Source organism: Bacillus seohaeanensis, assembly GCF_042684945.1.
GTDB lineage: Bacteria > Bacillota > Bacilli > Bacillales > Bacillaceae_B > Rossellomorea > Rossellomorea seohaeanensis.
This window is the reverse complement of sequence record NZ_JBHUMF010000031.1, coordinates 480229-504310: the sequence shown is the minus strand read 5'-3', so window position 1 is coordinate 504310 and position 24082 is coordinate 480229. Positions and strand designations below refer to the sequence as shown.

Annotated in this window: 21 protein-coding genes and 1 other RNA gene; 4 read left to right on the top strand and 18 right to left on the bottom strand. The window is 37.4% G+C overall.

What is annotated here, in order from left to right; genetic code table 11:
- Positions 1-61: 61 nt before the first annotated feature.
- Together ACFSUL_RS15845 and speD are read right to left on the bottom strand one after the other, a co-directional pair.
- Positions 62-2638, bottom strand: a complete 2577-nt coding sequence (locus ACFSUL_RS15845; RefSeq protein WP_377936910.1) for a helicase-related protein — start codon at positions 2636-2638, stop codon at positions 62-64.
- Positions 2639-2903: 265 nt separating this feature from the next.
- Positions 2904-3710, bottom strand: coding sequence for an adenosylmethionine decarboxylase (speD, locus tag ACFSUL_RS15840; RefSeq protein WP_377936909.1), 807 nt, complete (start codon positions 3708-3710; stop codon positions 2904-2906).
- Between the two features lie 285 nt (positions 3711-3995).
- Between speD and ACFSUL_RS15835 the strand changes: the two genes are divergently transcribed.
- On the top strand, positions 3996-4478 hold the full coding sequence (locus tag ACFSUL_RS15835; RefSeq protein ID WP_377936908.1) for a DinB family protein: 483 nt from the start codon (positions 3996-3998) through the stop codon (positions 4476-4478).
- Positions 4479-4558: 80 nt separating this feature from the next.
- Here ACFSUL_RS15835 and ACFSUL_RS15830 read toward each other — a convergent pair whose 3' ends face one another.
- From ACFSUL_RS15830 to ACFSUL_RS15780, 11 genes are all read right to left on the bottom strand, one after another.
- Complete coding sequence (locus ACFSUL_RS15830) at positions 4559-4699, bottom strand: hypothetical protein (RefSeq protein ID WP_377936907.1); 141 nt, start codon at positions 4697-4699, stop codon at positions 4559-4561.
- Positions 4700-4832: 133 nt separating this feature from the next.
- Entirely contained in the window at positions 4833-6185 is a 1353-nt protein-coding gene (locus ACFSUL_RS15825; protein WP_377936906.1) for an aspartate aminotransferase family protein, read from the bottom strand.
- 47 nt (positions 6186-6232) lie between these two features.
- Positions 6233-7699: a CoA-acylating methylmalonate-semialdehyde dehydrogenase gene (locus ACFSUL_RS15820; RefSeq protein ID WP_377936905.1), complete on the bottom strand. Its 1467-nt coding sequence runs from the start codon at positions 7697-7699 to the stop codon at positions 6233-6235.
- A gap of 157 nt (positions 7700-7856) precedes the next feature.
- Positions 7857-9464, bottom strand: a complete 1608-nt coding sequence (locus tag ACFSUL_RS15815; protein WP_377936904.1) for a PucR family transcriptional regulator — start codon at positions 9462-9464, stop codon at positions 7857-7859.
- 141 nt (positions 9465-9605) lie between these two features.
- Positions 9606-9803, bottom strand: coding sequence for a hypothetical protein (locus tag ACFSUL_RS15810; RefSeq protein ID WP_377936903.1), 198 nt, complete (start codon positions 9801-9803; stop codon positions 9606-9608).
- 33 nt (positions 9804-9836) lie between these two features.
- On the bottom strand, positions 9837-10043 hold the full coding sequence (locus tag ACFSUL_RS15805; protein WP_377936902.1) for a hypothetical protein: 207 nt from the start codon (positions 10041-10043) through the stop codon (positions 9837-9839).
- A 21-nt stretch (positions 10044-10064) separates the two neighbouring features.
- Entirely contained in the window at positions 10065-11537 is a 1473-nt protein-coding gene (locus ACFSUL_RS15800; RefSeq protein WP_377936901.1) for an NCS1 family transporter, read from the bottom strand.
- A gap of 183 nt (positions 11538-11720) precedes the next feature.
- A complete protein-coding gene (hydA, locus tag ACFSUL_RS15795; RefSeq protein ID WP_377936900.1) occupies positions 11721-13142 on the bottom strand; it encodes a dihydropyrimidinase in 1422 nt (473 codons plus the stop codon).
- Positions 13143-13158: 16 nt separating this feature from the next.
- Positions 13159-14445: an NAD-dependent dihydropyrimidine dehydrogenase subunit PreA gene (gene preA / locus ACFSUL_RS15790; protein ID WP_377936899.1), complete on the bottom strand. Its 1287-nt coding sequence runs from the start codon at positions 14443-14445 to the stop codon at positions 13159-13161.
- Positions 14446-14848: 403 nt separating this feature from the next.
- The gene (locus ACFSUL_RS15785; protein WP_377936898.1) at positions 14849-16195 is read right to left on the bottom strand and encodes an NAD(P)-dependent oxidoreductase; all 1347 of its coding nucleotides are present in this window, start codon (positions 16193-16195) and stop codon (positions 14849-14851) included.
- Between the two features lie 665 nt (positions 16196-16860).
- Positions 16861-17751: a nitrilase-related carbon-nitrogen hydrolase gene (locus ACFSUL_RS15780; protein ID WP_377936897.1), complete on the bottom strand. Its 891-nt coding sequence runs from the start codon at positions 17749-17751 to the stop codon at positions 16861-16863.
- A gap of 414 nt (positions 17752-18165) precedes the next feature.
- On the opposite strand from ACFSUL_RS15780, the gene ACFSUL_RS15775 reads away from it, so the two are divergent.
- Positions 18166-18873, top strand: coding sequence for an SGNH/GDSL hydrolase family protein (locus ACFSUL_RS15775; RefSeq protein ID WP_377936896.1), 708 nt, complete (start codon positions 18166-18168; stop codon positions 18871-18873).
- Between the two features lie 87 nt (positions 18874-18960).
- Here the strand turns inward: ACFSUL_RS15775 and ACFSUL_RS15770 are convergent, their stop codons facing one another.
- Positions 18961-19743, bottom strand: coding sequence for an HAD family hydrolase (locus ACFSUL_RS15770; protein WP_377936895.1), 783 nt, complete (start codon positions 19741-19743; stop codon positions 18961-18963).
- 190 nt (positions 19744-19933) lie between these two features.
- On the opposite strand from ACFSUL_RS15770, the gene ACFSUL_RS15765 reads away from it, so the two are divergent.
- On the top strand, positions 19934-20230 hold the full coding sequence (locus ACFSUL_RS15765) for a DUF948 domain-containing protein (protein ID WP_377936894.1): 297 nt from the start codon (positions 19934-19936) through the stop codon (positions 20228-20230).
- A gap of 103 nt (positions 20231-20333) precedes the next feature.
- Here ACFSUL_RS15765 and ssrS read toward each other — a convergent pair.
- The 4 genes from ssrS to ACFSUL_RS15745 form a co-directional block, all read right to left on the bottom strand.
- A non-coding RNA gene (ssrS, locus tag ACFSUL_RS15760) (6S RNA) lies at positions 20334-20524 on the bottom strand.
- A gap of 54 nt (positions 20525-20578) precedes the next feature.
- Entirely contained in the window at positions 20579-21019 is a 441-nt protein-coding gene (locus tag ACFSUL_RS15755; protein WP_377936893.1) for a GtrA family protein, read from the bottom strand.
- The gene (locus tag ACFSUL_RS15750; RefSeq protein ID WP_377936892.1) at positions 20973-22010 is read right to left on the bottom strand and encodes a glycosyltransferase family 2 protein; all 1038 of its coding nucleotides are present in this window, start codon (positions 22008-22010) and stop codon (positions 20973-20975) included. Before ACFSUL_RS15750 ends, ACFSUL_RS15755 begins: the two co-directional genes overlap by 47 nt.
- Before the next feature lie 20 nt (positions 22011-22030).
- Positions 22031-23707, bottom strand: coding sequence for a DUF6044 family protein (locus tag ACFSUL_RS15745; protein ID WP_377936891.1), 1677 nt, complete (start codon positions 23705-23707; stop codon positions 22031-22033).
- A 143-nt stretch (positions 23708-23850) separates the two neighbouring features.
- On the opposite strand from ACFSUL_RS15745, the gene ACFSUL_RS15740 reads away from it, so the two are divergent.
- On the top strand, positions 23851-24006 hold the full coding sequence (locus ACFSUL_RS15740; RefSeq protein WP_377936890.1) for a hypothetical protein: 156 nt from the start codon (positions 23851-23853) through the stop codon (positions 24004-24006).
- Positions 24007-24082: the final 76 nt, after the last annotated feature.

Below are 24082 nucleotides of genomic sequence, written 5' to 3'. Positions count from 1 at the left end.
AGGATTCTCTCTAATACTGACCTATAAGCGATTAATACTTATAGGTCAGTGTTTTTTACATTTATCGATAATATCGTTTTCTTTTCTTCCGGATTCGAGAGAAATGGCAACTATCACAAACAACAAATTTGAAGTCAGATGGGAGTGCCCTTCCGCAACGTTGACATGTTTTCGTCATTGTTGATATTTCCGTATTCAGACTTTCATGTACCCCGTCCGCTATTTCCTCTCTTACTCGTTCCCAATAGATGGCTTCCGTTTTCCTCTCAAGTCTGTAAAGGAACAACAAATGAAGTCCAACCGCTTTATAAGAAACTTCTTGTTGCTCAAGATTCTTCGTTTTAATAACTGGTTCTGGCAATTCCGTCCCATCAACGATTGCAAACATTGTGTGTAGCCATTGTTCTGTAAGTTCTTGCTCTTTTTTTGAAAACGGAAGATGTAGAAATCCGTAAAGGTCCATCATATTGAGCTTTGCTTCTATTTCCGTATCGCGTACTAGTTCATACAACTCTCTCTCCTCAAAAAGACTTGCCTTTTTTGTACCATAAGGACTTTCAAATTTTTCCCACAGGTCGAAAAAGTTCCCAAGATCATGATAATATTTTTGGAAACGTTCAAATACATTGTTTGTCGGTCCAATTGCAAATGATTGAACTGGTTCATCTTGCTGTTCTAATAACTTCCTCATTATTTTTATATCTTTTGAAAAAGCGACTTTTCCTATATTATAGATTCCTTTTCGTCCAGCACGTCCTGCAATTTGCTTTACTTCTTGGGAATTTAACCTTCTTCTTCTCGTTCCATCAAACTTTTCTGTTTCAAGAAAAACTATTCTACGAATCGGTAAATTTAACCCCATCCCAATGGCGTCTGTTGCGACAATGATATTTGTTTCCCCCTTACTAAAACGATGCATCTGCTTTTTTCTAGTCTCTGGGGGCATACTTCCATAAATCATACTGACAGAATGTCCATTACTTTGAAGTCTTGATGCTGTTTCGAGTACCTTTCTTCTAGAAAAACAAACGATGGCATCTCCTTTTCGGGCATCCTTTAGCGAGAATTCTTTTGATTCCACTTGAAGTGGAATATCGCGAGTATAATCATGAACTTCAATATTACTATCACCTAAAAGCTCAAGAAGCATCGGTTCCACATTTCTGCTTCCAATAATGTGCACTTCCTTTGCATTTGCCTGCGTAATTGCTTTATACCAAGAAAACCCTCTATCTTTATCTGCCAGCATTTGTGCTTCATCGATTACGACCACATCAAATATATCCTTTTCATAAAACATTTCAACAGTACAGGAGATATGTTTTGCCCCAGGCATCTCTTTTTCTTCCTCTCCTGTTTTTAAGTTACATGGAATCCCTTCCTCGTTAAGTTTATCGAAAACTTCAAGGGCTAGTAACCGTAATGGAGAGAGATATAAACCGCTTTTAGCCTCTTTCATTGCTCGTAATGCATGATGGGTTTTTCCTGTATTCGTTTCGCCGATATGGAGAATATATTGTATATTTTCGGATAGCGATGGACTATACTCTCTACCAAAAATATCTTGCAGCATTTGTTTTTCTTTTTGTTTTTTTTGTTCTAACGCTGCTTTTTCTTCCGCCTTTCTTATTTCTCGGTTAGCAAGATCTCTTTCATATACTTCCAAATGAACACTTTCATCAAAAGGAATTTCTGCTAAGTTTACAAGATCTGCTACAAACTCTTCTTGAATAATGTCAATATAATAATCGCCAAAACTATAGATAGGTTCAGCTAACATTTTTTTCAAATCTTTATAAGTAAGTTTGTCATTGTAAACAACTTCGTATTGATGAAGAAGATTGACTGAAAGGTTGTTTAGCACTAGTTCTGGAATTATTTTAGAAGTTAGATCGAATACTATTTGCTCATATTTGTCAAAATAAATTTCATATTCCCAGTAACCTCTATCCCAATGTGTCGTTTTATGAATTTCTCCTGTTAGTTCTTGAAAAAAATCACTTATCATGGAATAATCTTCCGGGATAAAACTCCCTTGTTCTTCTAATTTTTCTTCCAATCTAAAAGTGTCAATGGTTTTATATTTTACCCCATTTTTAAAATCATCCATAAGGATTAATGCAATACGATGTCTTATGTATAAATACGCTGTCATTCGGTGTTGATTGACAAGATGATCAATTTCTTTCCTCAAGCGTTCTGTAACATCTTTCTCCAATTCCTGCTGTTTTTTTTCTTCTTCGCGTTGAATGAACAATTCTTTTGCTTGCACATAGCGCTCATTCCAGTCACTTTTATCAGGGGCAATTTCACTGTCAAGCCATTCTAATAGCGGGAAAGACTGATAGGTTCGCATTTCATTACGAAAAACCTTATTAATTAGTTTTTTATCCACCCCTTCTACCTCATAATCTTTTTCGCGTAAAAATTCTTTTTTCTCTTTTCTTGGGACATCATTTGTTACCTTATTAAGCCAAATATTAACCCATAGCTGTTCAAGATAATGACGTCTATTGGTAATATATTCTTCATAAGAAGGACATGTATCTTTTGATCCGAGAAAACGGTCTAGGTCATCCATTGCTTTTTGTTTCGTCTGTTGCACTGCTTCATCGTGCAGAATTTCTAGCCTTTTCATTATAAATCCCCTTTATCTAGTTCTAACGGCTAGGGACTTGAGAACTTTTTTAACAAAATAGTTAAAATCAAAGAGCGACCTCCTCTATTTTATTAAAAAAGCTTGTTGCCCCTAATTGAGCCTTTTCAGTTTTAGCAAGTAGAATATTGCTTTTCTGTAATAATACTAATAGTTTTCGCGTTAACAGTCTAATTAATGACTCATATCTAATACATTAAATGAAAAAAACGATTCTCCATTACAAGAACCGCTTTTTACACCATAGTTATTTCATATTTTTCCCATAAAAAATTTCATTCATTTCTCTTGTTAGTCTATCCGTAATTTCTTTTCTCTCCACAGCATCGAGCTTATCCTTTGTATAGCCAAAAAGGTAGTTGTTTAGATCAAATTCTTTTAATTTGCACTTTGTATGGAAAATATTTTGTGGATACACGTTAACATCAATCATATCGTAAGAGTCCTTCACATTGTCAGGAATATAATTTTGTATGGAATTAATGTCATGGTCAATAAACAACTTTTCTCCATTAATATCGCGCGTGAAACCACGGACACGATAATCCATTGTCATAATATCAGTATCAAAAGAATGAATAAGATAATTAAGTGCTTTAAGTGGGGAAATCTCCCCGCAAGTAGACACATCTATATCAGCGCGAAACGTACTAATCCCCTCATTTGGATGATATTCCGGATATGTATGAACGGTAATATGGCTTTTATCTAATTGCATGACAACCGAATCCGGAAGCGGTCCCGGTGACTCTTCGTAAGACTCATTCGGTACTTCTACCACCGGCCCTTCAGACACCAATATCGTCACACTTGCTCCTTGTGGTACATAGTCTTGTTTTGCGATGTTTAATACATGGGCACCAATGATATCAGAAACATTATTAAGTATTTTAGTTAGCCTTTCTGCACTGTATTCTTCATCAATATACTCAATATAAGCTTCGCGTTCTTCTCTTGTTTTTGTATAGCATATATCATACATATTAAAGCTAAGCGTTTTTGTTAAATTATTGAATTCGTGCAACTGGATACGTTGTTCAGATGTCAGTTTCATGATTTCATCCCCCTTCTTTAGCTATTTTCTAGATGTCCTCATTTGACAATGCTGCTGTAAATATTTTTATGTTACCCATTTAAGAGGGGAAAAAAACAAAAATTCTTCATTCAACAATCAAAGGTCAACGATTGCCTTTTTACGTGCAATTAATAAATCATAAAAGCTTTATGAACGAGTTGTTCATTTGTATTTTTGTAAAATTAGCGTTATTTTTAAAAGGCATGTAATCAAATCCTAAATGGAGTATTTGAAAATAATTATTTCGCATCGGGAGGAAAAAATATGTTTCGAAATTTGAATGATTTTATACAAAATTGGGAGCTTGAAGCAGCTTCAACTCAGAGGGTACTTGATAACCTATCAGAAGAATCGCTTTCACAGAAGGTTGCTGAAAATCACAGAAGTTTAGGGGAGCTTGCTTGGCATCTCGTCGAAGCAGTGCCCCATATGATGACGTCCATTGGTTTAAATGTAGAACATGCTGAAAGACAAAACAATGAAGACCTCTCAGTAGAAGAGATTTCAGACGGTTATCGACAAATGACAAAAGGTTTCCAAAATGCAGTTAAAGAAGAGTGGAATGACGAGAAAATGACAAGCATGGTTGATTTCTTTGGACAGAAACTTCCTTTAGGAGCTGTATTATTAGTTCTTCTACAGCATCAAACACATCATCGTGGTCAAATGACTGTTTTAATGCGTCAAGCGGGACTAACAGTTCCAGGCTTATACGGACCATCCCAAGAAGAATGGGAACAGATGTAAGCTGAATGGAATAAATAAATTACATAGTAAAAGCGATTCTTTATGAAAGAATCGCTTTTACCTAATTAAGAAGGATGTTTTTATTGACCTTGTGCACCATTCTGAGTAACTCTTCGCACATGTCCATCTTCAAAATTGTTTTCTCGAAGAGCTTTGACTTTATCGTTAAGTAATTTTCTTTGATCGACTTCTGGTGAAGGCGTTTGCTTATTCTTTGTCACAAAAAAACCCCTTTGTAAAATAATTTTTTACCCCCTTATTTTTGCTTGTTTTTTATAAAAAATAAGTATGTTAGTAAATTGGTACTAACTCCCTAAAAAAGACGAACTGCATTAGTCCGCCTTTTTCCTTAATCTAATTTAATTTTTTAATACCTTCTGCAACTACCTTTGCAATAAAATTCAAGTCTTCTATTTCTGTTGTTAAAGGTGGCGAGAGTGTTAGTACGTTGTTGTATCCAGCGACAGTAGCACCATTTTTACCGATAATGATGCCTTGTTTTTTACAATAGGCGATTACCTCATTTACCTTCTCTACTTGAAGAGGTACTTTTGTTTCCTTATTTTCTACTAGTTCGATGCCAATCAACAACCCTTTTCCTCTCACATCTCCAACGTACGGAACGTTTTGAAGACTAGTTTTTAATTGATTTAACATTTTTTCGCCTAATTCTCTGGAACGTTCAAAAAGACTTTCGTTTTCCATGATTTCAATGTTCTTCAACGCTAATGCACATGCAGCAGGGTTGCCGCCAAAGGTATTGATGTGACGGAAGTAATCGTATTCCTCTGTCCCTTTAAACGCTTCATAAATCTCTCGTTTTACGGCAGTTGCAGAAAGCGGCAAATACGCACTAGTAACCCCTTTTGCCATTGTAATAATATCTGGTTTCACGTCATAATTCATGAATCCAAATGGTTTTCCAGTTCTTCCAAATCCACAAATAACTTCATCGACGATTAGGAGGGCACCATGCTTTTCACATACCTTTTTTGCAGCTTTCATATACCCTTCTGGTGGAACAAGTACACCTCCGCCAGTAATAATAGGTTCCATGATCATCGCTGCGACCGTTTCGCTTAGTTCCCACGTCATGACGCGGTCAATTTCTTTAACGGAGGATAGCTCATGTGGGTCTACCGCATCCTCATCCCGATAGCTATCTGGCGGTGCAACATGGATAAATCCTGGAGCTAATGGTTCGTATTTATATTTTCGCTGAGCTTGCCCAGTTGCTGCTAATGCCCCAGCTGAATTTCCGTGATAGGAACGATATCGTGAAACGATTTTATAACGGTTATGCTCCCCTTTTTGCTGATGGTATTGACGGGCAATTTTAAAAGCAGTTTCATTTGCTTCAGAGCCGCTGTTGGAAAAAAAGATAACATAATCGTCCTGAAGTAATTCATTTAACTTCTGTGCAAGCTTGATGGCCGGTTCATGACTTTGTGTTAATGGAAAATATGCCATCTTTTTTAATTGTTCATAAGCAGCTTCCGCTAATTCTTGGCGCCCATAGCCAACGTTTACACACCAAAGGCCAGCCATAGCATCTAAATATTTCTTTCCATTTGTATCTGTAACCCATGATCCGTTTGACTCTGTCACAACCATTGTAGCATTAGGATTGTACGGCTTCATGGAGTGCCAAATGAATTGCTCGTCTTGCGCTAGCACTACATCTTGAGACTGTTCTGCTTTAACCATTAAAACCCCTCCTTTTGGTAAGCCTATTATCTAATTTATGTGACACCTTAAAAATCAAAACGGGAAGTAATCATTTTTTTACGAGTATAGAAATTGACTCCGTCTTTCCCGTTTACGTGCATGTCACCATAAAAAGAGTCTTTCCATCCAGAAAACGGGAAGAATGCCATTGTAGCTGGGACGCCTACATTTATTCCAATCATCCCCGCGTCTGCTTCCTCCCTAAACTGGCGTACAGCTTTCGCGTCTTTTGAATAAAGTGTTGCTCCATTACCAAATCGAGATTGGCGGATATAATCGAGCCCTTCATCTAAGTCCTTCGCGCGTAGTAAGCTTAGAACTGGAGCAAAAATTTCTTCCTTCGCAATTGTCATATCTGGTGTAACATGATCGAAAATCGTTGCACCTAGAAAATTTCCATCTTCTAGCTCATCCATTTCTTTACGTCCGTCGCGAATGAGTGTTGCACCTTCTTCTAGTCCCTTGCGAATATATCCAATAGCTCTTTCACGCTGCTCTTTTCGGATAACCGGTGTAAGTAGTACTTCATCATCCATTCCGTTTCCGATAACTAATTCGTTTGCCTTTTGTTTTAATATTTCAATAAACTTCTCATTATTTCCAACAACAACTACTGCACTACATGCCATACAACGCTGACCTGCACTACCAAATGTAGAACTAATAACGTGGTCTGCTGCTTTATTAAGGTCTGCATCTGGCATTACGACATGATGGTTTTTTGCTCCAGAAAGGGCCTGTACTCGCTTTCCTTCTGCTGCAGCTCGTTCATATACATATTTTGCGACAGGTTGCGATCCCACAAAGGAAATTGCAGCAATATCTTTGTGTTCTAATAATCCATTTACAACATCATGTGCACCATGGACAACATTTAATACTCCATCTGGTGCACCCGCTTCTGTAAATAACTCTGCTAAACGATTTGCTAATATTGGAGTGCGTTCAGAAGGCTTTAAGACAAAAGAGTTTCCGCATGCAATCGCCATTGGGAACATCCAGAGTGGAACCATCATTGGAAAGTTGAATGGTGTTATCCCTCCTACAACACCTAATGGATAACGGAACATCTCGGAATCGATTTCCTCTGCAATACCACTTAAATTTTCTCCCATCATTAAAGTAGGTGCACCTGAAGCAAACTCAACACACTCTATACCTCGCTGCACTTCGCCATACGCTTCTTTATAGGCTTTTCCATTCTCTTGAACAACCAGTCTAGCTAATTCTTCATGGTTTTCTGATAGGAGTGTGTGATATTTAAATAAAATGCGGGCTCGTTTAGGAACTGGTACCTTTCTCCATGTTTTTGCCGCTTCTTTACCAGCAAGTACGGCCTGTTCTAGATCTTCTTTTGTAGAAATCGGGACACTTGCCAATACTTCATTTGTTGCAGGATTTAACACTTCTAACGTTTTGGAACTTGTTGATTCTACCCATTTGCCATTAATATAATTTTTTAGAACAACAATTTCTTTTTTTGTTATAGTCATAAGTGATTGATCCTCCTCCTAAAATTCAAGCGGCGAAGAGTTTTAGTTTTACTAGCCGCATTCTTCATTAGTTACTCTACTGCCTATTATGAAAGATGAATGTATATCTTTCATTAGACATAATGTAAATAATCGAGCTTGTTTCGTTTAACATCTTTTATGCTTTTCTAGTTTGATACTCTTTCACGTCGTTTGGGTTTTGTAAATATTTATATGCGAACAACAAAAACTCAATGGTTACCCTTTTTTCAGGTGACATGAAATCCTCACCTAATAGTTCTTCAATTTTTTTCAAGCGGTGATACAGTGTCTGCCTTACAATAAATAATTTTTTGGCCGTTTCTTTTTTTGAACCGTGACAATTAAGGTAAACTTCTAATGTTTCGAATAGATGACCGCTCGTTTGTTGGTCATATTGAATAAGTGAGGAGAAAAAATTTTCTGCGGTTTCTTGCATATCGACTTGACTGTCGAGTAAGGAAATAAAACGGTACAAATGTAAATCTTCATAAAAATAATAGGTTTCTTCCTTATTTAATTTTTTGTAGAGAGAAAACGTTTGTTCCGCCGTTTCGTAACTCTGGTGTATTCTCATAAGGTCGTTTTGAAAAGTACCAGCTGAAAAAAAGATCGCAGGGCTAGTCTTGCTTTTTAGAAGTTCTGATTCTTTTATTCTTTCAAAAGCAGCTGTTAATCGCTCTTTCCAATCGGAAGTGCGGCGAATATTCAATAAAATATAAGTGAGTCTATCTTTCTGGTTTTCTGTTAATACGACGAACCCTTGTTGTTCAAATATATTTCTTGATACAAGAATAAAATAAGTTAAATCAAGGTTTTCGCTTTCAGTTAATATCTCGTGCGAACAAATACATACAACCCCACCATTAATTGAGGATGCTGAGTTTATTTTAGATAGATATGTTGAGATTGTTTCCGCTGTCTGTTTTCCTTGCAGCCAAGAACTAAGCCACTTTGAATTCTCTGCCCTTTTTTTCTCGCTTACATATAACTCCCGCAATAAATATTGAGCAAGTGCCGTTGATGTTCTATCCAACAGCAATAATTCGTATTCACCAAATGAATAGTCGGGATGATACATGAAAACTTCAGCATATTCTTGACCGAAGAGAACGACTTTCGATGATGCAATTTGCTTGCTTTTTTCTTCTTTTAACTCTGAGAGTAATTTCTTGTTTTTTCCGGTGACTCCCGGAACAACTTCTAGGGAATGATCTTTTAGTTGAAAAAGAACAGTTACATTAAGCTCTTCATGTAGATAACGTAAAATATCTTTGTAGTTTTCAATATGAAGCAGTTTCTTATTTAGTGATTGCCCATAGCGTTCTAAGTTTGAAATCATTTCATATTGTTGGTTAATTAATGATGCGTGTATGTCTTGTGTAATGCAGACAAAGGGAACTTCTTGTTCAAAAACGATAATAGGAAAGGAATGCTTCTCGGCAAGCTCTATTATGCTATCGGGAATTGTGGTTATGTTAGTTCTGATCTCAATACATAGCCCTGCTGCGCCGCAGTCTATTAGCTGCTTGAAAAGGGATAGAAATGTCTCTTCCTTCTTCCAGGCAACACCTGTTGAGAGGATAAGTTCATTTCCATTCAGTAAATTTTTTATTGTTGTTACTTCCACTACATGTACCCATTTGACAGGACGATTTACACCTTTATTTCCTGCGATTATTCTTGCATGCTCAAAATTTTTACGACTTAGTATATCTTTAACGGTTAAATGGAAGTTTTGTTTCATCTTTGTACTCCTTGTTTTAGTACTAGCGGGTAGCTCGCTGTTAAAAAGAGATTTCCCTCTAAAGGAACAAATCACCTTCTTGAGGGAAACTATTGGACAAGAGAACGGAAAATTCTCACTTATAGAAGGCGTTACTCTTAATTAATGGAAAAGGGGGAAATAAACAAGCACTTCCCTATTCATTGCATTAGAAAAGTCTTCTTCATTCTTTCCGGATGAAGTCAGTATATCTATCGTAGCTTCTATTAGTTCTTCTGTATTTTTAAAACAAATAGGTAAAGTAGAATTGTTGTTTGTTTTTGGTTTTGACTGAGTTTTATTAATTCTACAGCTTGACATACTTCATTCCCCTCCTTCCATAAGTAGCTACATCTATTGTCCGTTAACAAGTAAATTAGAAAAGTACTTTCTCGCATTTGCTGTTTTGACATGCAGGGTGACACTTCTATTATTTTGTTTGTGTTTAAACAGGACAAATGCTCCACTTAAATTTTCGGTTACCTTTATAATACGAAAACCTTGTTGAATCAGAACATCGATTTTATCTCTTTCCGTTAAAAACTCTTGATACTCAGACATATCTTCACCATCCTTATGAAATCACGAAAGATTTGTAGACTCAGAGACTTCTTCGAGAATAGCAGGTTTCTCTTGTAAAGCTATATCCCATTCACGTCCGACAGAAATCCCAAGATATTTCTCATCACTTGGATTAACTAGTTCCGCTTGTTCATATTTTTTAAACCACCAAAATTTAGCGAGAATGTAATAGCATAGTGCACCTACTCCAAAGCCAACTAAGAAAGAAAAACTTGGAACAAAATACGATGCTGCCCCACCAATAATCCAGGATATTAGACCTGCATAGTTGATTCCATTCCTATATTGAAATTGACCATTTTCTTCATAAAGATCAGGAACATTTACCCTTCTTTTACGGATAAAATAATAATCGGCAACGAGTATGCCTACAATGGCAGATAAAATACCACCTACAAACAACAGAACTGCCGTAATGATGCCGAATAAATTCCAAGGTTGAACAACAATACCGACAATTCCAGCCGTGATAACTCCTGCCCAAAATGGAAATTTTGGTCCACCAACATTGGAAAAGATTGTTGCAGCAGGTACAATATTCGCTGCTATGTTCGTTGACCACTGGGCAAGCACAATCATTAGAAGTAGAATTCCAAGAATAAGTCCACTCGCTGCCTCCTGTAGGGCGATAACTGGATCATAGTTTAAAACTGCTACATAGGAAATTGCTCCAATCGCCACCATAAAGGATTGAACAATAGGCATGGTGATAAGATTTCCTATAATCGCACTTTTGTTTCGCTTAAACCAATTTTTTTCATTTTTCGGTGCCTTAATAAAACGGGAAATGGTAGGAATATCAGCTGCTAACGTTGCCCAAAACCCCATATTACTAAAAATAACAACAAGAAATGCAGTAACTGCTGCCCCTCCTGTCACGGGATTTTCTACCCAGCTCCAAATATCTCTTCCTTGTGCTGCAGCGGAGTCGGATAAGGAAGAATACATCCAAATGGAAATTAAGATAATAATTGGGGCTGCTAGGTCAGCAAATCTTTCTACAGCTTTTATTCCTAATGCGGTATTAACTAGTTGGAGTGCTGCAAAAATCAGGAAACATACAAACCAATTATCAAATTCAAATAATATGTTTAAGATTCCATTCATCGCAGTGGACCCAAAGTATGTGTTAATTCCAAACCACATTGATGCGGTTAGCCCACGTGCTAGTGATGGTATATGAGTACCTAATGTTCCAAACGGGGCTCTCATATAAACAGGGAAGGATAATCCATGCTCAATACCGATATCACCGGTTAAAGTAATACATAGACCTATTGCAAGGGATCCAATAATTGTCGCCAATATTACGAGAGGAAGAGGCAAGCTCATAATACCAGCTCCACCAATAGCAAATGTAGCAAGAACAACGACCATGCCAACCCACATAAACGAGAATCCTAAATTTGTAATCTTTCTACCTTTTCCATTAATCGGTAATAAATCAGGTGATTTTAAATAACTTTTTTTCAAATGGAACACTCCTTTTGTTTGGTATGGTTTTCTTCTTAAGACAAACCTTACAGTTAACCCAAACACTAGAGAGAGGAGGCCGATTAAAAAGTACTCTCTATTATACTAGTGAGAAATAAGCACTTTTTTGTAATCGGCCTCAAGGAGTAGTTCAAGAAAGTTTAGTATGGAGTACGCATGGTGTTAAGATGATTGAAGTGTCTCCCTCTCTTTTGAAGAAAGCTCTGAACCGTATTTTGCTCTCTTCAAGTATTTACCTTTTCCAATTTCACCGACAAATTTTTTGTCTTTTACAACATAGTCTCCACGAGAGAAAACGGAGACAACTTCACCAGTCACGTTCATCCCCTCGAACGCATTGTAATCGACAGCCATATGGTGTGTTTCAGCAGATATAACTCTTTCTTTGTTAGGATTAAAAATGACAATATCTGCATCAGAACCTACTGCAATCGTACCTTTTTGTGGGTACAATCCAAATAACTTGGCGCTTCGGGTAGACATGATATCAACAAACTGATTAAGGGTAATTCTACCTTTATTTACCCCTTCAGAATATAAGATAGAGACTCTATCCTCGATAATTGGCCCACCATTAGGAATTTTCGTAAAATTCCCTTTACCAAGATCCTTTTGTCCTTTGAAATCAAAGGAGCATTGATCAGACCCAAGTGTTTGTAATTGTCCGCTTTTTAACGCATTCCAAAGAATTTCTTGATTCCACTTTTCGCGAAGAGGCGGTGACCATACGTATTTTGCTCCTTCAAAGTTCGGCCTCTCTAAGTATGATTGGTCAAGAACTAAGTATTGAGGGCATGTTTCCCCCCATACATTTAATCCTTTACTTCTTGCCTGTGCGATTTGTTCGGCTGCATCTGAGCAAGACACATGTACAACATAAAGCTGTGAATCTGCAAGTCCTGTCAATCTAGCAGCACGACCTGTAGCTTCTCCCTCAAGCTCAGGAGGTCTTGTTAAGGCATGATAAATAGGTTCCGTGTTCCCTTCCTTCAATGCTTTCTCCGTCAAGTATTCGATGACATCGCCGTTTTCGGCATGAACCATAACAAGAGCACCTAACTCTTTTGCTGTTACTAATGTACGGAAAAGTGTTTCATCATCTGCTTGGAAAACGTTTTTATATGCCATAAATACTTTGAAGGATGTTATTCCTTCTTTTTCAATCACTTCAGGTAGTTGTTTTAGAACCTTTTCATTAATTTCACCAATCATTAAATGAAAACTGTAATCGATAACGGCTTTATCTTTTGACTTAGCATGCCAAGTGTCAATAGAGTTTTGCAACGGCTCCCCTTTATTTGTGAGACAAAAATCAATAACAGTGGTAGTCCCTCCAAAAGCAGCAGCAATTGTTCCTGTTTCAAAATCATCTTTGGAGACAGTACCGCCAAATGGCATTTCTAAATGGGTGTGGGGATCAATTCCTCCAGGGAATACATAATTTCCTTCAGCGTCAACTACTTCAACGCCATTTGTATCGAAATTTGTTCCAATAGCAGCTATTTTTCCATTTTCTATTAGCAGATCTGCTTCATACGTGTCTGTTGCGGTAACGATTACTCCGTTTTTAATAATTTTCTTCATTCAAATCCCTCCTAATTTATTTTGTTGTATCAACCGTATTGCCACCAATAGATCCTACTGCTGCTTGACGTTGGTTCCATGTCATTGGCATATGCCCACTCGGAACTTCAATCATATCAATTGCACCATCTACAGGGCAGACAATGGAACATAGGTTACAGCCGACACAATCTTCTTCGCGAACTTTTAAATAAGGATTTCCTTTAGGATCCTTCAACATATCAATACATTGATGGGACGTATCTTCACATGCGATATGACATTTGTTGCAGTTGATGCAGACATCATTATTAATTTTTGCTACGACATGATAATTTAAGTCAAGGTTGCCCCAATCGGAATATTTCGGAACACTTTTCCCAATAATGTCTTGTACTGAATCCAACCCTTTTTCGTCTAAATAATTATTTAACCCCTCTTTGAAATCTTCTACAATTCTAAATCCGTGGTGCATCGCGGCTGTACAAACCTGAACACCTGTTGCCCCCATTAGCATAAATTCCACTGCATCCTGCCAGCTAGATACACCGCCCATACCAGATATCGGTACGTTTATGTGAGGATTACGAGCACAATCTGCAACCATATTTAATGCAATTGGTTTAACTGCTGGTCCACAGTATCCACCGTGAGCTCCTTTCCCCCCTACGTGCGGGATAGTATTCCACGTGTCCAAATCTACACCCGCTAAACTGTTAATAGTGTTAATCATACTAACAGCATCGGCGCCACCTTTTACCGCAGATTCAGCTGTAACGGTAATATCTGTAATATTAGGTGTAAGTTTAACGATTACGGGTGTCTGTGCTACTTCCTTCACCCAATAAGTTTGTTTTTCAACGAGCTCTGGTACCTGACCTGATGCAGAACCCATCCCTCGTTCCGCCATTCCGTGTGGACAACCAAAATTCAATTCCAATCCATCGACGCCAACAGCCTCTACCTTTTTGACAATTTCATGCCATTTCTCCTGTTGTGGCTCCACCATTAGAGAAGCAATAATTGCATGATTAGGAAACCTTTTTTTTGTTTCATAAATCTCTTTTAAATTCACTTCAAGTGGACGATCGGTTATTAATTCAATATTATTGAATCCCGCTACCTTCTGCCCGTTAAACCCTACCGCTGCAAAACGGGAAGAAACATTAATAATCGGATCCCCTAGTGTCTTCCACACTGCGCCTCCCCATCCTGCTTCAAAAGCACGTTGAACTTGATAGCCCGAGTTAGTCGGTGGTGCAGAAGCTAACCAAAATGGATTGGGTGATTTAATTCCTGCAAGATTTGTACGTAAATCCGCCATCCAATCATTCCCCCTCTATTAAAAAAATTAGTGTAATTCGAAAAGTGAAGACGGCTCGGTCAACTCGCGAAGAAAATAGGGATTTTCCTCCAAATCCGCCCTTTGCTTTTAGAGGAAAGTCATCTTTTTCACAGCGAGTTAGCCGCTCGAACTAGACAATACAAAAAGTGGAAGCGGCTCGGTCAGCCCCGACAAGCATAAGACGAGCATCCCGAAAAGGCGTTTTTTGCCTTTTGGGGATGATTGACTTATGACCTCGAGGGGCTAGCCGCTCGAACTAGACAAAACGAAAAGCGAAAGTGGCTTGCCCAGAGGCGAAAAGCTTTTTCGGCAAAACAGAAGAGGGTGCATTTTACCCTCATCTGTTTTTTCGAAAAAGACCTCGAGCCTCTAGCCGCTCGAACTAGACAACCAATAGCCTTTGATGGAGACTATGTGCCACGAGCTTTCCTTGTTGTGCAGCCGTCACAACCATGGCTTCTCCAACCCCTTTGCCAAAAATAATATCTCCACAAGCAAGTATTTTTGGATTGGAAGTTTCATAGGTTTCCTTGTTCACTTCTACAACCCCACTGTCATGCTTTAACCCAAATTGCTCTATCAAACTAAGGTGGCGAGTCTGCCCAATAGCCTTGATTACGGCATCTACTTTTAACGTGAATTCAGAACCAGGTACAGGAACAGGGCGCCTCCGGCCATCTTCTCCAGCTTCACCCAGCTCCATCTTGATACACTCTATTGCTCTCACCTTTCCCTGCTCGTCTCCAATGATTTTGGTTGGTGCCGTAAGCCATCTAAACTCAACCCCATCCTGCTTAGCAAATTCGTATTCAAAGTCATACGCAGTCATTTCTTCCGCTGTTCTTCTATACAAAATTTTCACATTGTCAGCACCCAACCTTACAGAACATGTCGCCCCATCAATTGCTGTATTTCCAGCACCAATAACAACAACATTTTTACCAATCAAATCTTTTGATAGCTTTTGCCCCTTTGTTGATTTTACGAATTCAATGGCATCATATACACCATCAAGTTCCTCCCCTTCAATATTCAAATTAGGTACATGAGACATTCCTGCAGCTAAAATAATAGAGTCGTAGGACTCAAGTAGTTCTTCTGCAGAAATATCTTTGCCAACACGAGTGTTTGTTTTGATTTTTACATTTAAAGATTTTACTTGATTTACTTCCCAAAAGGAGATGTCTTGAGGTAATCGGAACGAGACGATTCCATACGTATTTAATCCACCTGCTTCTTTTTCAGCTTCATAAATCGTAACGTCGTATCCGAAAATAGCTAGTTCCCTAGCAGCGGATAATCCAGCAGGTCCTCCCCCAATAATGGCAACCTTTTTGCCATTCGGTTTTCCCTGTGAGAAAAGTACTGCATCATTATGTCTTGCCCAATCTGTTGCAAAACGTTGGAGGTCACCAATCATAATCGGCTTAGTAGAATGATTTAATACACATGCCCCTTCACAAAGTTCTTCAGTTGGACAAACTCTTGCACAACTGGCACCAACTGGATTTGCGGTCATGATTGTTTTAGCAGATCCTTTAAGGTTTCCGCTAGCAATCTTTTTAATGAAGGATGGAATATCAATGCCTGTAGGACATGCTTGGATACATGGTGCATCATAGCAATACAAACATCGATTTGCTTCTTCGACAGCTTCCCTGTTCGTTAAACCATCGTGTGCTTCTTGAAAATTCCTCTCTAAATCTAATAACGATAAAGAACTTGACAAATCGATTCCCCCTTACTAGAAAAGTGAAAGCGGCTTGATTAGCCCCGACAAGCATAAGACGAGCATCCCGGAAAGGCGTTCTTTGCCTTTTGGGGAGGATTGGCTTATGATCTCGAGGGGCTAGCCGCTGGAACTAGACATCATGAAAAGTGAAAGCGGCTTGATTAGCCCCGACAAGCATAAGACGAGCATCCCGGAAAGGCGTTCTTTGCCTTTTGGGGAGGATTGGCTTATGACCTCGAGGGGCTAGCCGCTGGAACTAGACATCATGAAAAGTGAAAGCGGCTTGATTAGCCCCGACAAGCATAAGACAAGCATCCCGGAAAGGCGCTTTTTGCCTTTTGGGGAGGATTGGCTTATGATCTCGAGGGGCTAGCCGCTGGAACTAGACATCATGAAAAGTGAAAGCGGCTTGATTAGCCCCGACAAGCATAAGACAAGCATCCCGGAAAGGCGCTTTTTGCCTTTTGGGGAGGATTGGCTTATGACCTCGAGGGGCTAGCCGCTGGAACTAGACATCATGAAAAGTGAAAGCCAATTTAATCTTGGTGGAATTACGGTGAAGTACTTATTCTATTAAATAGCATTCTAAAACAAGGAAATTCCAAATGAAATCTCCTTGTCAGAAACCTTTCCACAAATATTTTTTGTGAAAAAGTAGTAGTCTAAGGCAGCAATGCTGTCATATCATCATAAGTCTCTGGTCTTCTATCTCGATAAAACTGCCAAGTATCACGAACTTCCCTAATCAACTTTTTATTCATCTCTCCGATAACCACTTCATCTTTATCCCTACTAGCAGTCACAACACGGTTTCCTTTTGGGTCAACTAAATACGACTGTCCGTAAAACTCTCCCATATTCCACGGACCTTCAAAACCGACACGGTTAATAGCGCCGAGATAATAGCCATTAGCGACTGCATGCGCAGGCTGTTCAAGCTTCCATAGGTACTCTGAAAGACCCGCAACTGTTGCGGATGGGTTGAATACAACTTCTGCCCCTTTTAAACCTAATAAACGTGCCCCTTCAGGAAAATGACGGTCATAGCAAATATAGACTCCTACTTTTGCAAACGCTGTGTCAAAAACAGGATATCCAAGATTCCCTGGTTTAAAATAAAACTTTTCCCAGAATCCATACCCCTCATTACCAACTCCAACATGAGGGATATGCTGTTTACGATATTTTCCTAGGTAGGAACCATCTGCATCAATAACAGCTGCAGTATTATAATAAGTAGCAATACCCTCTCTTTCGTAAATAGGTAAAACAATTACCACTCCAAGTTCTTTTGCTAGTTCCTGAAAACGTTTTGTTGTAGGCCCGTTCGGTATTTCTTCTGCAGAGTCATACCATTTTGGGTTTTGTTCCGAACAAAAATAAGGACCATAGAAAATTTCTTGTAAACAAATGATTTGTGCTCCTTTGTTCGCGGCGTCTTTCACAAGTTTAATATGCTTTTCAATGGCTTTTTCTTTATGAACATCTACTGGTTCATTTCCATCTACATCGTGCTTAGCTTGGATCAGCCCAATATTTACTTTGTCAGACATCCTAATTCCCCCTTGAAATTTTCACGAAAAACAATTAAAGTAAACGCTTTCATTTCTCTCTTGTACCACAACGCAGAAAAGTGGGTTTCAAATTATTATTTGAATATTCATACTATTATTCTAACTTGTACTATTTTAGAATTCATTATACAAAGTGTTAAATGAATTTCCTTTCTCATTAGACATTATGTAGAAAGGTACAAGTATAGTTAGAACAGTTAATAATTTATCATAGCAAAGTTGCAGTTTTTGTTGGAATATCGGGTACCAAAGTACTCTTCATTTATTTTTTATCGACAAAATACAATTTCTTTTTTCCCTAAAAGAAAGAGATTTTTACGGTTCCATTTTTTGAACATGTCTTTTAATTATTGTAATATAGAGATAACACTAATTAGTAAGAAGGTAATATAAATGAAAATAATATGTTTCGGTGACAGTTTAACAAGAGGTGTATCAATAGTTAAAGGACGTTTAAGAATACTGAAAGAGAACTATCCATCATTTTTACAAGAGTTATTTTCTCAGAATAAAGAAGCGGATGTTTCCGTTATTAACAAAGGAGTATTTAATGATAATTCCGATTTATTGCTATCGAGGTTAGAAAAAGATGTTATAAATGAAAAACCGGATTATGCCATTATCGGGATTGGTGGAAATGATTGTAATTTTGATTGGAGCAATGTTGCCGAACATCCTGAGAAAGAACATCAAGCCATTGTACCACTTGAGCGCTATGTAGAAAACGTCAAAATCATTATTTCTACTATACAAAATACAGGTATAACTCCTGTTATTTTGAACCTACCGCCATTAGATCCCGTTCGCTATTATAAAAACATATCAAGCCGGTATAGTAATTCCATTAGTCACTGGATTTCCAAAGTTGGCGGAATCGAACATTGGCATGGATTGTACAACCGTCATTTAAACAATCTAATAAACGAATTGGGTGTAAGGAAAGTTGATGTTAGAACAGCACTAAAACAAGCAGGTGATTTGTTATACCTAATTAGTGACGATGGTATCCACCTTACATCGGAAGGATATAAGATACTAGGTACAGAGATTTATCAATCATTTGCAAATATTGAAGTCGGAAAACAGACACAACCATGCTGAGTGGTGTGTCTGTTTTATTTGTAAATAAATCGGCCCTATGTATCCCGAATTAACGAGCGATAAATTCCTTTAGGTTTCTTTTAGCGACTATACCTTTTCTAGAATGGAAAATAACTCATCAAGTTTATTTATTTCAAAATCAGGTTGGACATCCCCACTCTTTTTCCCATGTCTATTAACCCAAACTGATGTTATTTCCGCTCTTGTAGCGCCTAAAATGTCTGTCATCAGATTATCTCCTACCATGATTGCTTCTTCTTTAGAAACAGACATTCTTTCTAAGGCATGTTGAAAAATGGAGATATCTGGCTTTCCTACTCCAAAAGCTCCAGAGATGATGATTTCATCGAAGTAAGGAGAGATTTCAGGTGTAATCGTTAGCTTAGTATTCTGTAGGTCTGGCGAACCATTTGTTAATAACAGAAGTTTATATCTCCCTTTCAATTTTTCTAGCACACGAAACGTTTCATCGTAAATGAACGGACTTTTTCTCCGCTCTTCGGGGAATCTCTCAGCAAGTTCTTCTCCTAATGGAATATTGTCTATACCAAGATTAAGTAAACCTTTCGTCCAAGCTTCTTTACGATAAGAAGGAACAATCTCCTTTAGCTTTACGAAGTTATCGTCTTCATCTAAAAAATCCCCCCATAAACCTTCAAAAGGATTTATGCCTATTTTCTGAGTAAATGCATATGTATCATAGGAAGAATATAATTCTTTTGCAGCATTACGTACTGCTTTTTCCAGTTTTTCAGGATCAACCTTCACTTTTTCACTTGCATACCTACACGTTAAGGCGAATGCTTCACTTACACTTTTTTGGTCCCAAAGAAGTGTATCATCTAAATCAAAAAAAATGGCTTTCATCATAAAAATCCCCTCTAACCGTTTGTTTTCTTACAAGAACGAACAAAACCCATTCCGATAATTAAAGTTTCTCTTATTATAAGCTTATTAGGTATTGACTGAATAGTAAATAAAAATCTGTTTTAATGTTAGTTTTTTTACAAGAAGGGAAAAACAAAGGAAAGAGGTTCTAATAGAAGGAGTGGAGAATGCGATGTGGATTGTATATGCAAGTATCGGCTTATTTGTGGCCGCTTTCGTCTACTTAGGGATAGAACTAGTGAAAATACTAAAAAAAACACGTCCTGTCGTAGATGGTTTAAATACTATTGTTGAAAAAATTCAGTCACATGTTGATCAGATTACAACTGAGACAAATCAGCTTCAAAAAACGCAAACAGCTATTCAAGAAGACATTCAATTTAAAAAAGGTATCATAATAGAGACAATCGAAAATGCAAAAGAAGTTATTGAAAATGTAAAATCCTTATTGAATGTTGTAAAAGGCTAATCTGCATAATTACCAACCTATAAGCAAAGTGACACGCTTATAGGTTGGTTTTTTAATTAAATAAAAAACCAGTCTCCCTACGGAAACTGGTTTGATAAAATATGTAACAGCCACATTTGCCGTAATATTGAGTAAGAAAGTTTTAAACCACACTCCTCAAAGTGGGTGTTCGCAAAAACATTCCTGCCTTCCTCGTCACAAAGTGGAGGCCTGGCATTCGGGTTTCGATGTAAAACTCCCTATTACAGCTTAAAGGTTAAAACTTAATTATTATTACGAACAACGTAGCCTGTAGTTATATACTACACCGTTCATAGTAGTATTTCAATGTAAATATTCCCCAGATAGTTAGTTTTCTTTAAATACAATATATTTTTGCCCTAAAAAATTCGTAACAGTATAAAGTACGGTTCCGCCGACTACAGCCAATTCCTTTTGTGTTAGGAAGAATGTAAAAGAAAACAGTTCTGTAAACCAACTTGCAAGCACAAAGCTAGTATAATAAGAAATGACGTAAGAGCTAAAAACAATCAGTATAAACCGCAATCCACCTTTTACGTGTGGTACATTGCTTTCAAATGTAAATTTTCTGTTTAAAAGATAACTCACAAAGGCCCCTACCCCATTTCCGGAAAATGTAGATAACCAATAACTCTGTTCGAGTAAAGTAAGAAGAATAAAAATAACGGATAAGCCGACAAAGGTATTCACCAAGCCAACAAGCAAAAACTTCACAAAAGGATTAATTCGTTTCCGATAACTTTCCAAAGGCCAACTTAGCAGACTCATCTTCTACCATCTCCTTATTAAGCAAGTGTTTAGGTAGCGGAAGATTGTAGGAGTCAATATCAATAATGTATTTTGGGCGCTTTTTCGTTTCTTTGTATACTTTTCCAATATATTCTCCAATCAATCCAATAGCGATTAATTGCAAACCTCCAATAAGCCAAATGGAAGTAATAAGAGACGTCCAGCCCAATTCAGTGTTCCCATAAAATTTTAAAAACAAAAAATAACTACCAAAGAGCATGCTGACAAAAAAAGATAATAACCCTATTGTTAACACAAAACGAATTGGTGTTACAGAAAAAGAGGTAATTCCATCAAAAGCGAATGATAGCATTTTTTTTAAAGGATATTTCGTATCACCAGCAAGCCTTTCCTTCCGTTCATATTCTACCGAGGTGGAGGGAAATCCGATTAACGGAACTATTCCGCGTAAAAAGAGATTTACTTCTTGAAATCCTGTTAATTCTTCTACAGCTCTTTTACTCATAAGTCGGTAATCGGCGTGATTATAAACAAGGTCAACTCCCATTTTCTTCATTAGTCGATAAAACAATTGAGCTGTGTTTCTCTTAAAAAACGTATCTGTGATCCGTTTATTCCTTACACCATACACAACATCGTACCCTTCATTAAATCTATCGATAAACCCTCTAATCACCTCTATATCATCCTGAAGATCCGCATCAATGGACACTAAACAATCAGAACTGTCTTTTGCTGTGAATAAACCAGCAAGCAATGCATTTTGGTGGCCTACATTTCGCGCCAATTTTACTCCACGAATTAATTCCTTTTTTAGTGTTTCATGGTAGATCATTGCCCATGTTTTATCTTTGCTCCCATCATCAACAAATAAAATTTTACTTTCTTCCGATACACAACTTTCTTCAATAAGTTGCTGCAAGAATGTCGTTAACTCTTTAAATGCATAAGGAAGGATCTCTTCTTCATTGTAGCAAGGAACGACAATGGTTAGTGTGGGTTTCTTCATAGGTTGCATCCTCCTTTTAGCTACATCACTTGATATAAATGTATTTTCCAAGCTGAGTTTTCTGATACAAACACTTTCTCTAATGTAAGACCATTTTTTTGTGGCTCGTCAATCGGCAACGCTGAAAAAATAAACCTCCCTCCCATTTCTTTAAAAGGATTCATATTTAATTCTAGGTCTTTTAATTTCTTTGAAGAGGTTTTCTTAAACATATAGTGCTTTCCAAGTTGGTCTGTAAAAAGATAGCAGCGTCCGCCCCATTCATCAAAATACTTTTTGATGGTTTTATTTTTGGCTAATTCATTTTCAATTATTTGTCGAAATTGGTACTTATAACGCAATGGATAAAAATTATTATATGTATCTAGAGTGTAAAATCCATTATATTGTGCTATCGCTGGGTGTATCCCGATACTCGCCACTCGATAATCTTCTTGCGGCAAGTTAATATACTCCTCAATATCCTGAAATAATTTCTCCGCATAAAATTCCTTCACAGATGGTTTCTTTCTATGAACAATTTCTTCATTAGCCCCTAATAAAATAATAGTTTGCGCGATAATCAAAACCTTTATCGCTTTACTGCCATACTTAACGTGATCAAGGATGATTTTTAACCCAAGTGCAAAGGATACGTAAATAATTAAAGGACGTAGAAAGTGGAACCGTGCAAAGTTAAAGGTGTCCATAAAATGAAACTTTTCCGTAAGAGGCAACCATCCTTTATAAAACCAAAACGCATACCATGCCGATAAAGAAAAGTTTAAAATAAACAAAAAGAAAAAGACACTTTCACGTTTCCATAACCTTTTGGCTATCACTACACCTAAAGCAATTAACGTGACAGGAAGTATAATCAAGCCATGTACCGTCATCACATGTGTGTGCCCCAATACAAAATTTTTGAATGTTAATCGTACGCAATGCCAAAATGTCAGTCGGGCATGGAAATATTCATCTCTACTGTTCGGTTCATCTATTAAAATAAATGAACTAACAAGCCGATATTCAACTAGGAAAAAAATAAGCGTCATAAATACAATGGCAAGGAAAAAATGAATATTCCACCCTTTGCCCCTAACACCATCTGTTATCCAAAAAATCCCCATCGCTGTTAAAAAGAAAAAGAATCCTAATACAAAGCTTGAATAAAGCGGAAGCAATCCGAGGACAAGGTAATTTTTCCAATCATTTTCCCCGTTTCGTATGTTTAAAAATGCCCAAAGAGCAAGCGGCATTCCTAGTGTACTCAACATTCCCGATGGCCAAAAAGGCGTTAACGCGAAGGTTAACGCGGCTCCTGTGATAATCAATGGAGCGTGTTTTCCTTTAATAAAATGCTTTTTTAGAAGCAAGTACATCCCTAAAAAGGCGATATATCGTGTTAATGCCTGACTTACAGCATATGCCACCATTGTAGGTAACAAAGCATGAAGCCAAACAATCCCGCTGAATTCTGTACCTAAAGCATTTCTCGGTAACCCATTAATCACTTGAGGAATGGTCGAATGAATAGACCCAAAAAGCTCCCCGCTGTTAACCAAAACTTTATACCACGCAAGATTGGAGTCGAGATTATCATGCACTCTAATATGTGCATTGTCACCTAATATAAATAATGGTGCTAAATAGACTGTAATAATAATAAGTGCAAAAGTTATAAGTCTCTTTTCTTTCTTGTTTTGAATAATTTCCACAATGTACACCTCGAATATTGAACTCGTTTCTTAACTTTTACCTTCATGAAGAAATATATTCCAAGAAATGTCTCATTTTATTTGATAACGCTTACAAAATGATACAAACCATCATATTTTGTAATAGAAGGGAGGCGGGTATCGTGGAACTAGTATTTTTTTATTTAGTTTATCTTTTAGTGGGGTATGCGCTGCTTATCTATCTGTTAGGAGTTACAGTAATGGGAGGATATTTTTTTCTTTATTTTTGTAGAAATCAAATAGAGTCGGTTAAACAACGCTTCTTACGTTCTGACTAAGAATTAGAAATCAAATAGGAGGATCACTTAAACCAGAAAATAGGTCTAAGGCGCCTATTACCTTTAGACCTATTTT

Coding starts and splice junctions, on each gene's coding strand:
- ACFSUL_RS15845 (WP_377936910.1), bottom strand. CDS start 2,638: ATGAAAAGGCTAGAAATTCTGCACGATGAAGCAGTGCAACAGACGAAA.
- speD (WP_377936909.1), bottom strand. CDS start 3,710: ATGAAACTGACATCTGAACAACGTATCCAGTTGCACGAATTCAATAAT.
- ACFSUL_RS15835 (WP_377936908.1), top strand. CDS start 3,996: ATGTTTCGAAATTTGAATGATTTTATACAAAATTGGGAGCTTGAAGCA.
- ACFSUL_RS15825 (WP_377936906.1), bottom strand. CDS start 6,185: ATGGTTAAAGCAGAACAGTCTCAAGATGTAGTGCTAGCGCAAGACGAG.
- ACFSUL_RS15820 (WP_377936905.1), bottom strand. CDS start 7,699: ATGACTATAACAAAAAAAGAAATTGTTGTTCTAAAAAATTATATTAAT.
- ACFSUL_RS15815 (WP_377936904.1), bottom strand. CDS start 9,464: ATGAAACAAAACTTCCATTTAACCGTTAAAGATATACTAAGTCGTAAA.
- ACFSUL_RS15810 (WP_377936903.1), bottom strand. CDS start 9,803: ATGTCAAGCTGTAGAATTAATAAAACTCAGTCAAAACCAAAAACAAAC.
- ACFSUL_RS15805 (WP_377936902.1), bottom strand. CDS start 10,043: ATGTCTGAGTATCAAGAGTTTTTAACGGAAAGAGATAAAATCGATGTT.
- hydA (WP_377936900.1), bottom strand. CDS start 13,142: ATGAAGAAAATTATTAAAAACGGAGTAATCGTTACCGCAACAGACACG.
- preA (WP_377936899.1), bottom strand. CDS start 14,445: ATGGCGGATTTACGTACAAATCTTGCAGGAATTAAATCACCCAATCCA.
- ACFSUL_RS15780 (WP_377936897.1), bottom strand. CDS start 17,751: ATGTCTGACAAAGTAAATATTGGGCTGATCCAAGCTAAGCACGATGTA.
- ACFSUL_RS15775 (WP_377936896.1), top strand. CDS start 18,166: ATGAAAATAATATGTTTCGGTGACAGTTTAACAAGAGGTGTATCAATA.
- ACFSUL_RS15770 (WP_377936895.1), bottom strand. CDS start 19,743: ATGATGAAAGCCATTTTTTTTGATTTAGATGATACACTTCTTTGGGAC.
- ACFSUL_RS15765 (WP_377936894.1), top strand. CDS start 19,934: ATGTGGATTGTATATGCAAGTATCGGCTTATTTGTGGCCGCTTTCGTC.
- ACFSUL_RS15755 (WP_377936893.1), bottom strand. CDS start 21,019: ATGAGTCTGCTAAGTTGGCCTTTGGAAAGTTATCGGAAACGAATTAAT.
- ACFSUL_RS15750 (WP_377936892.1), bottom strand. CDS start 22,010: ATGAAGAAACCCACACTAACCATTGTCGTTCCTTGCTACAATGAAGAA.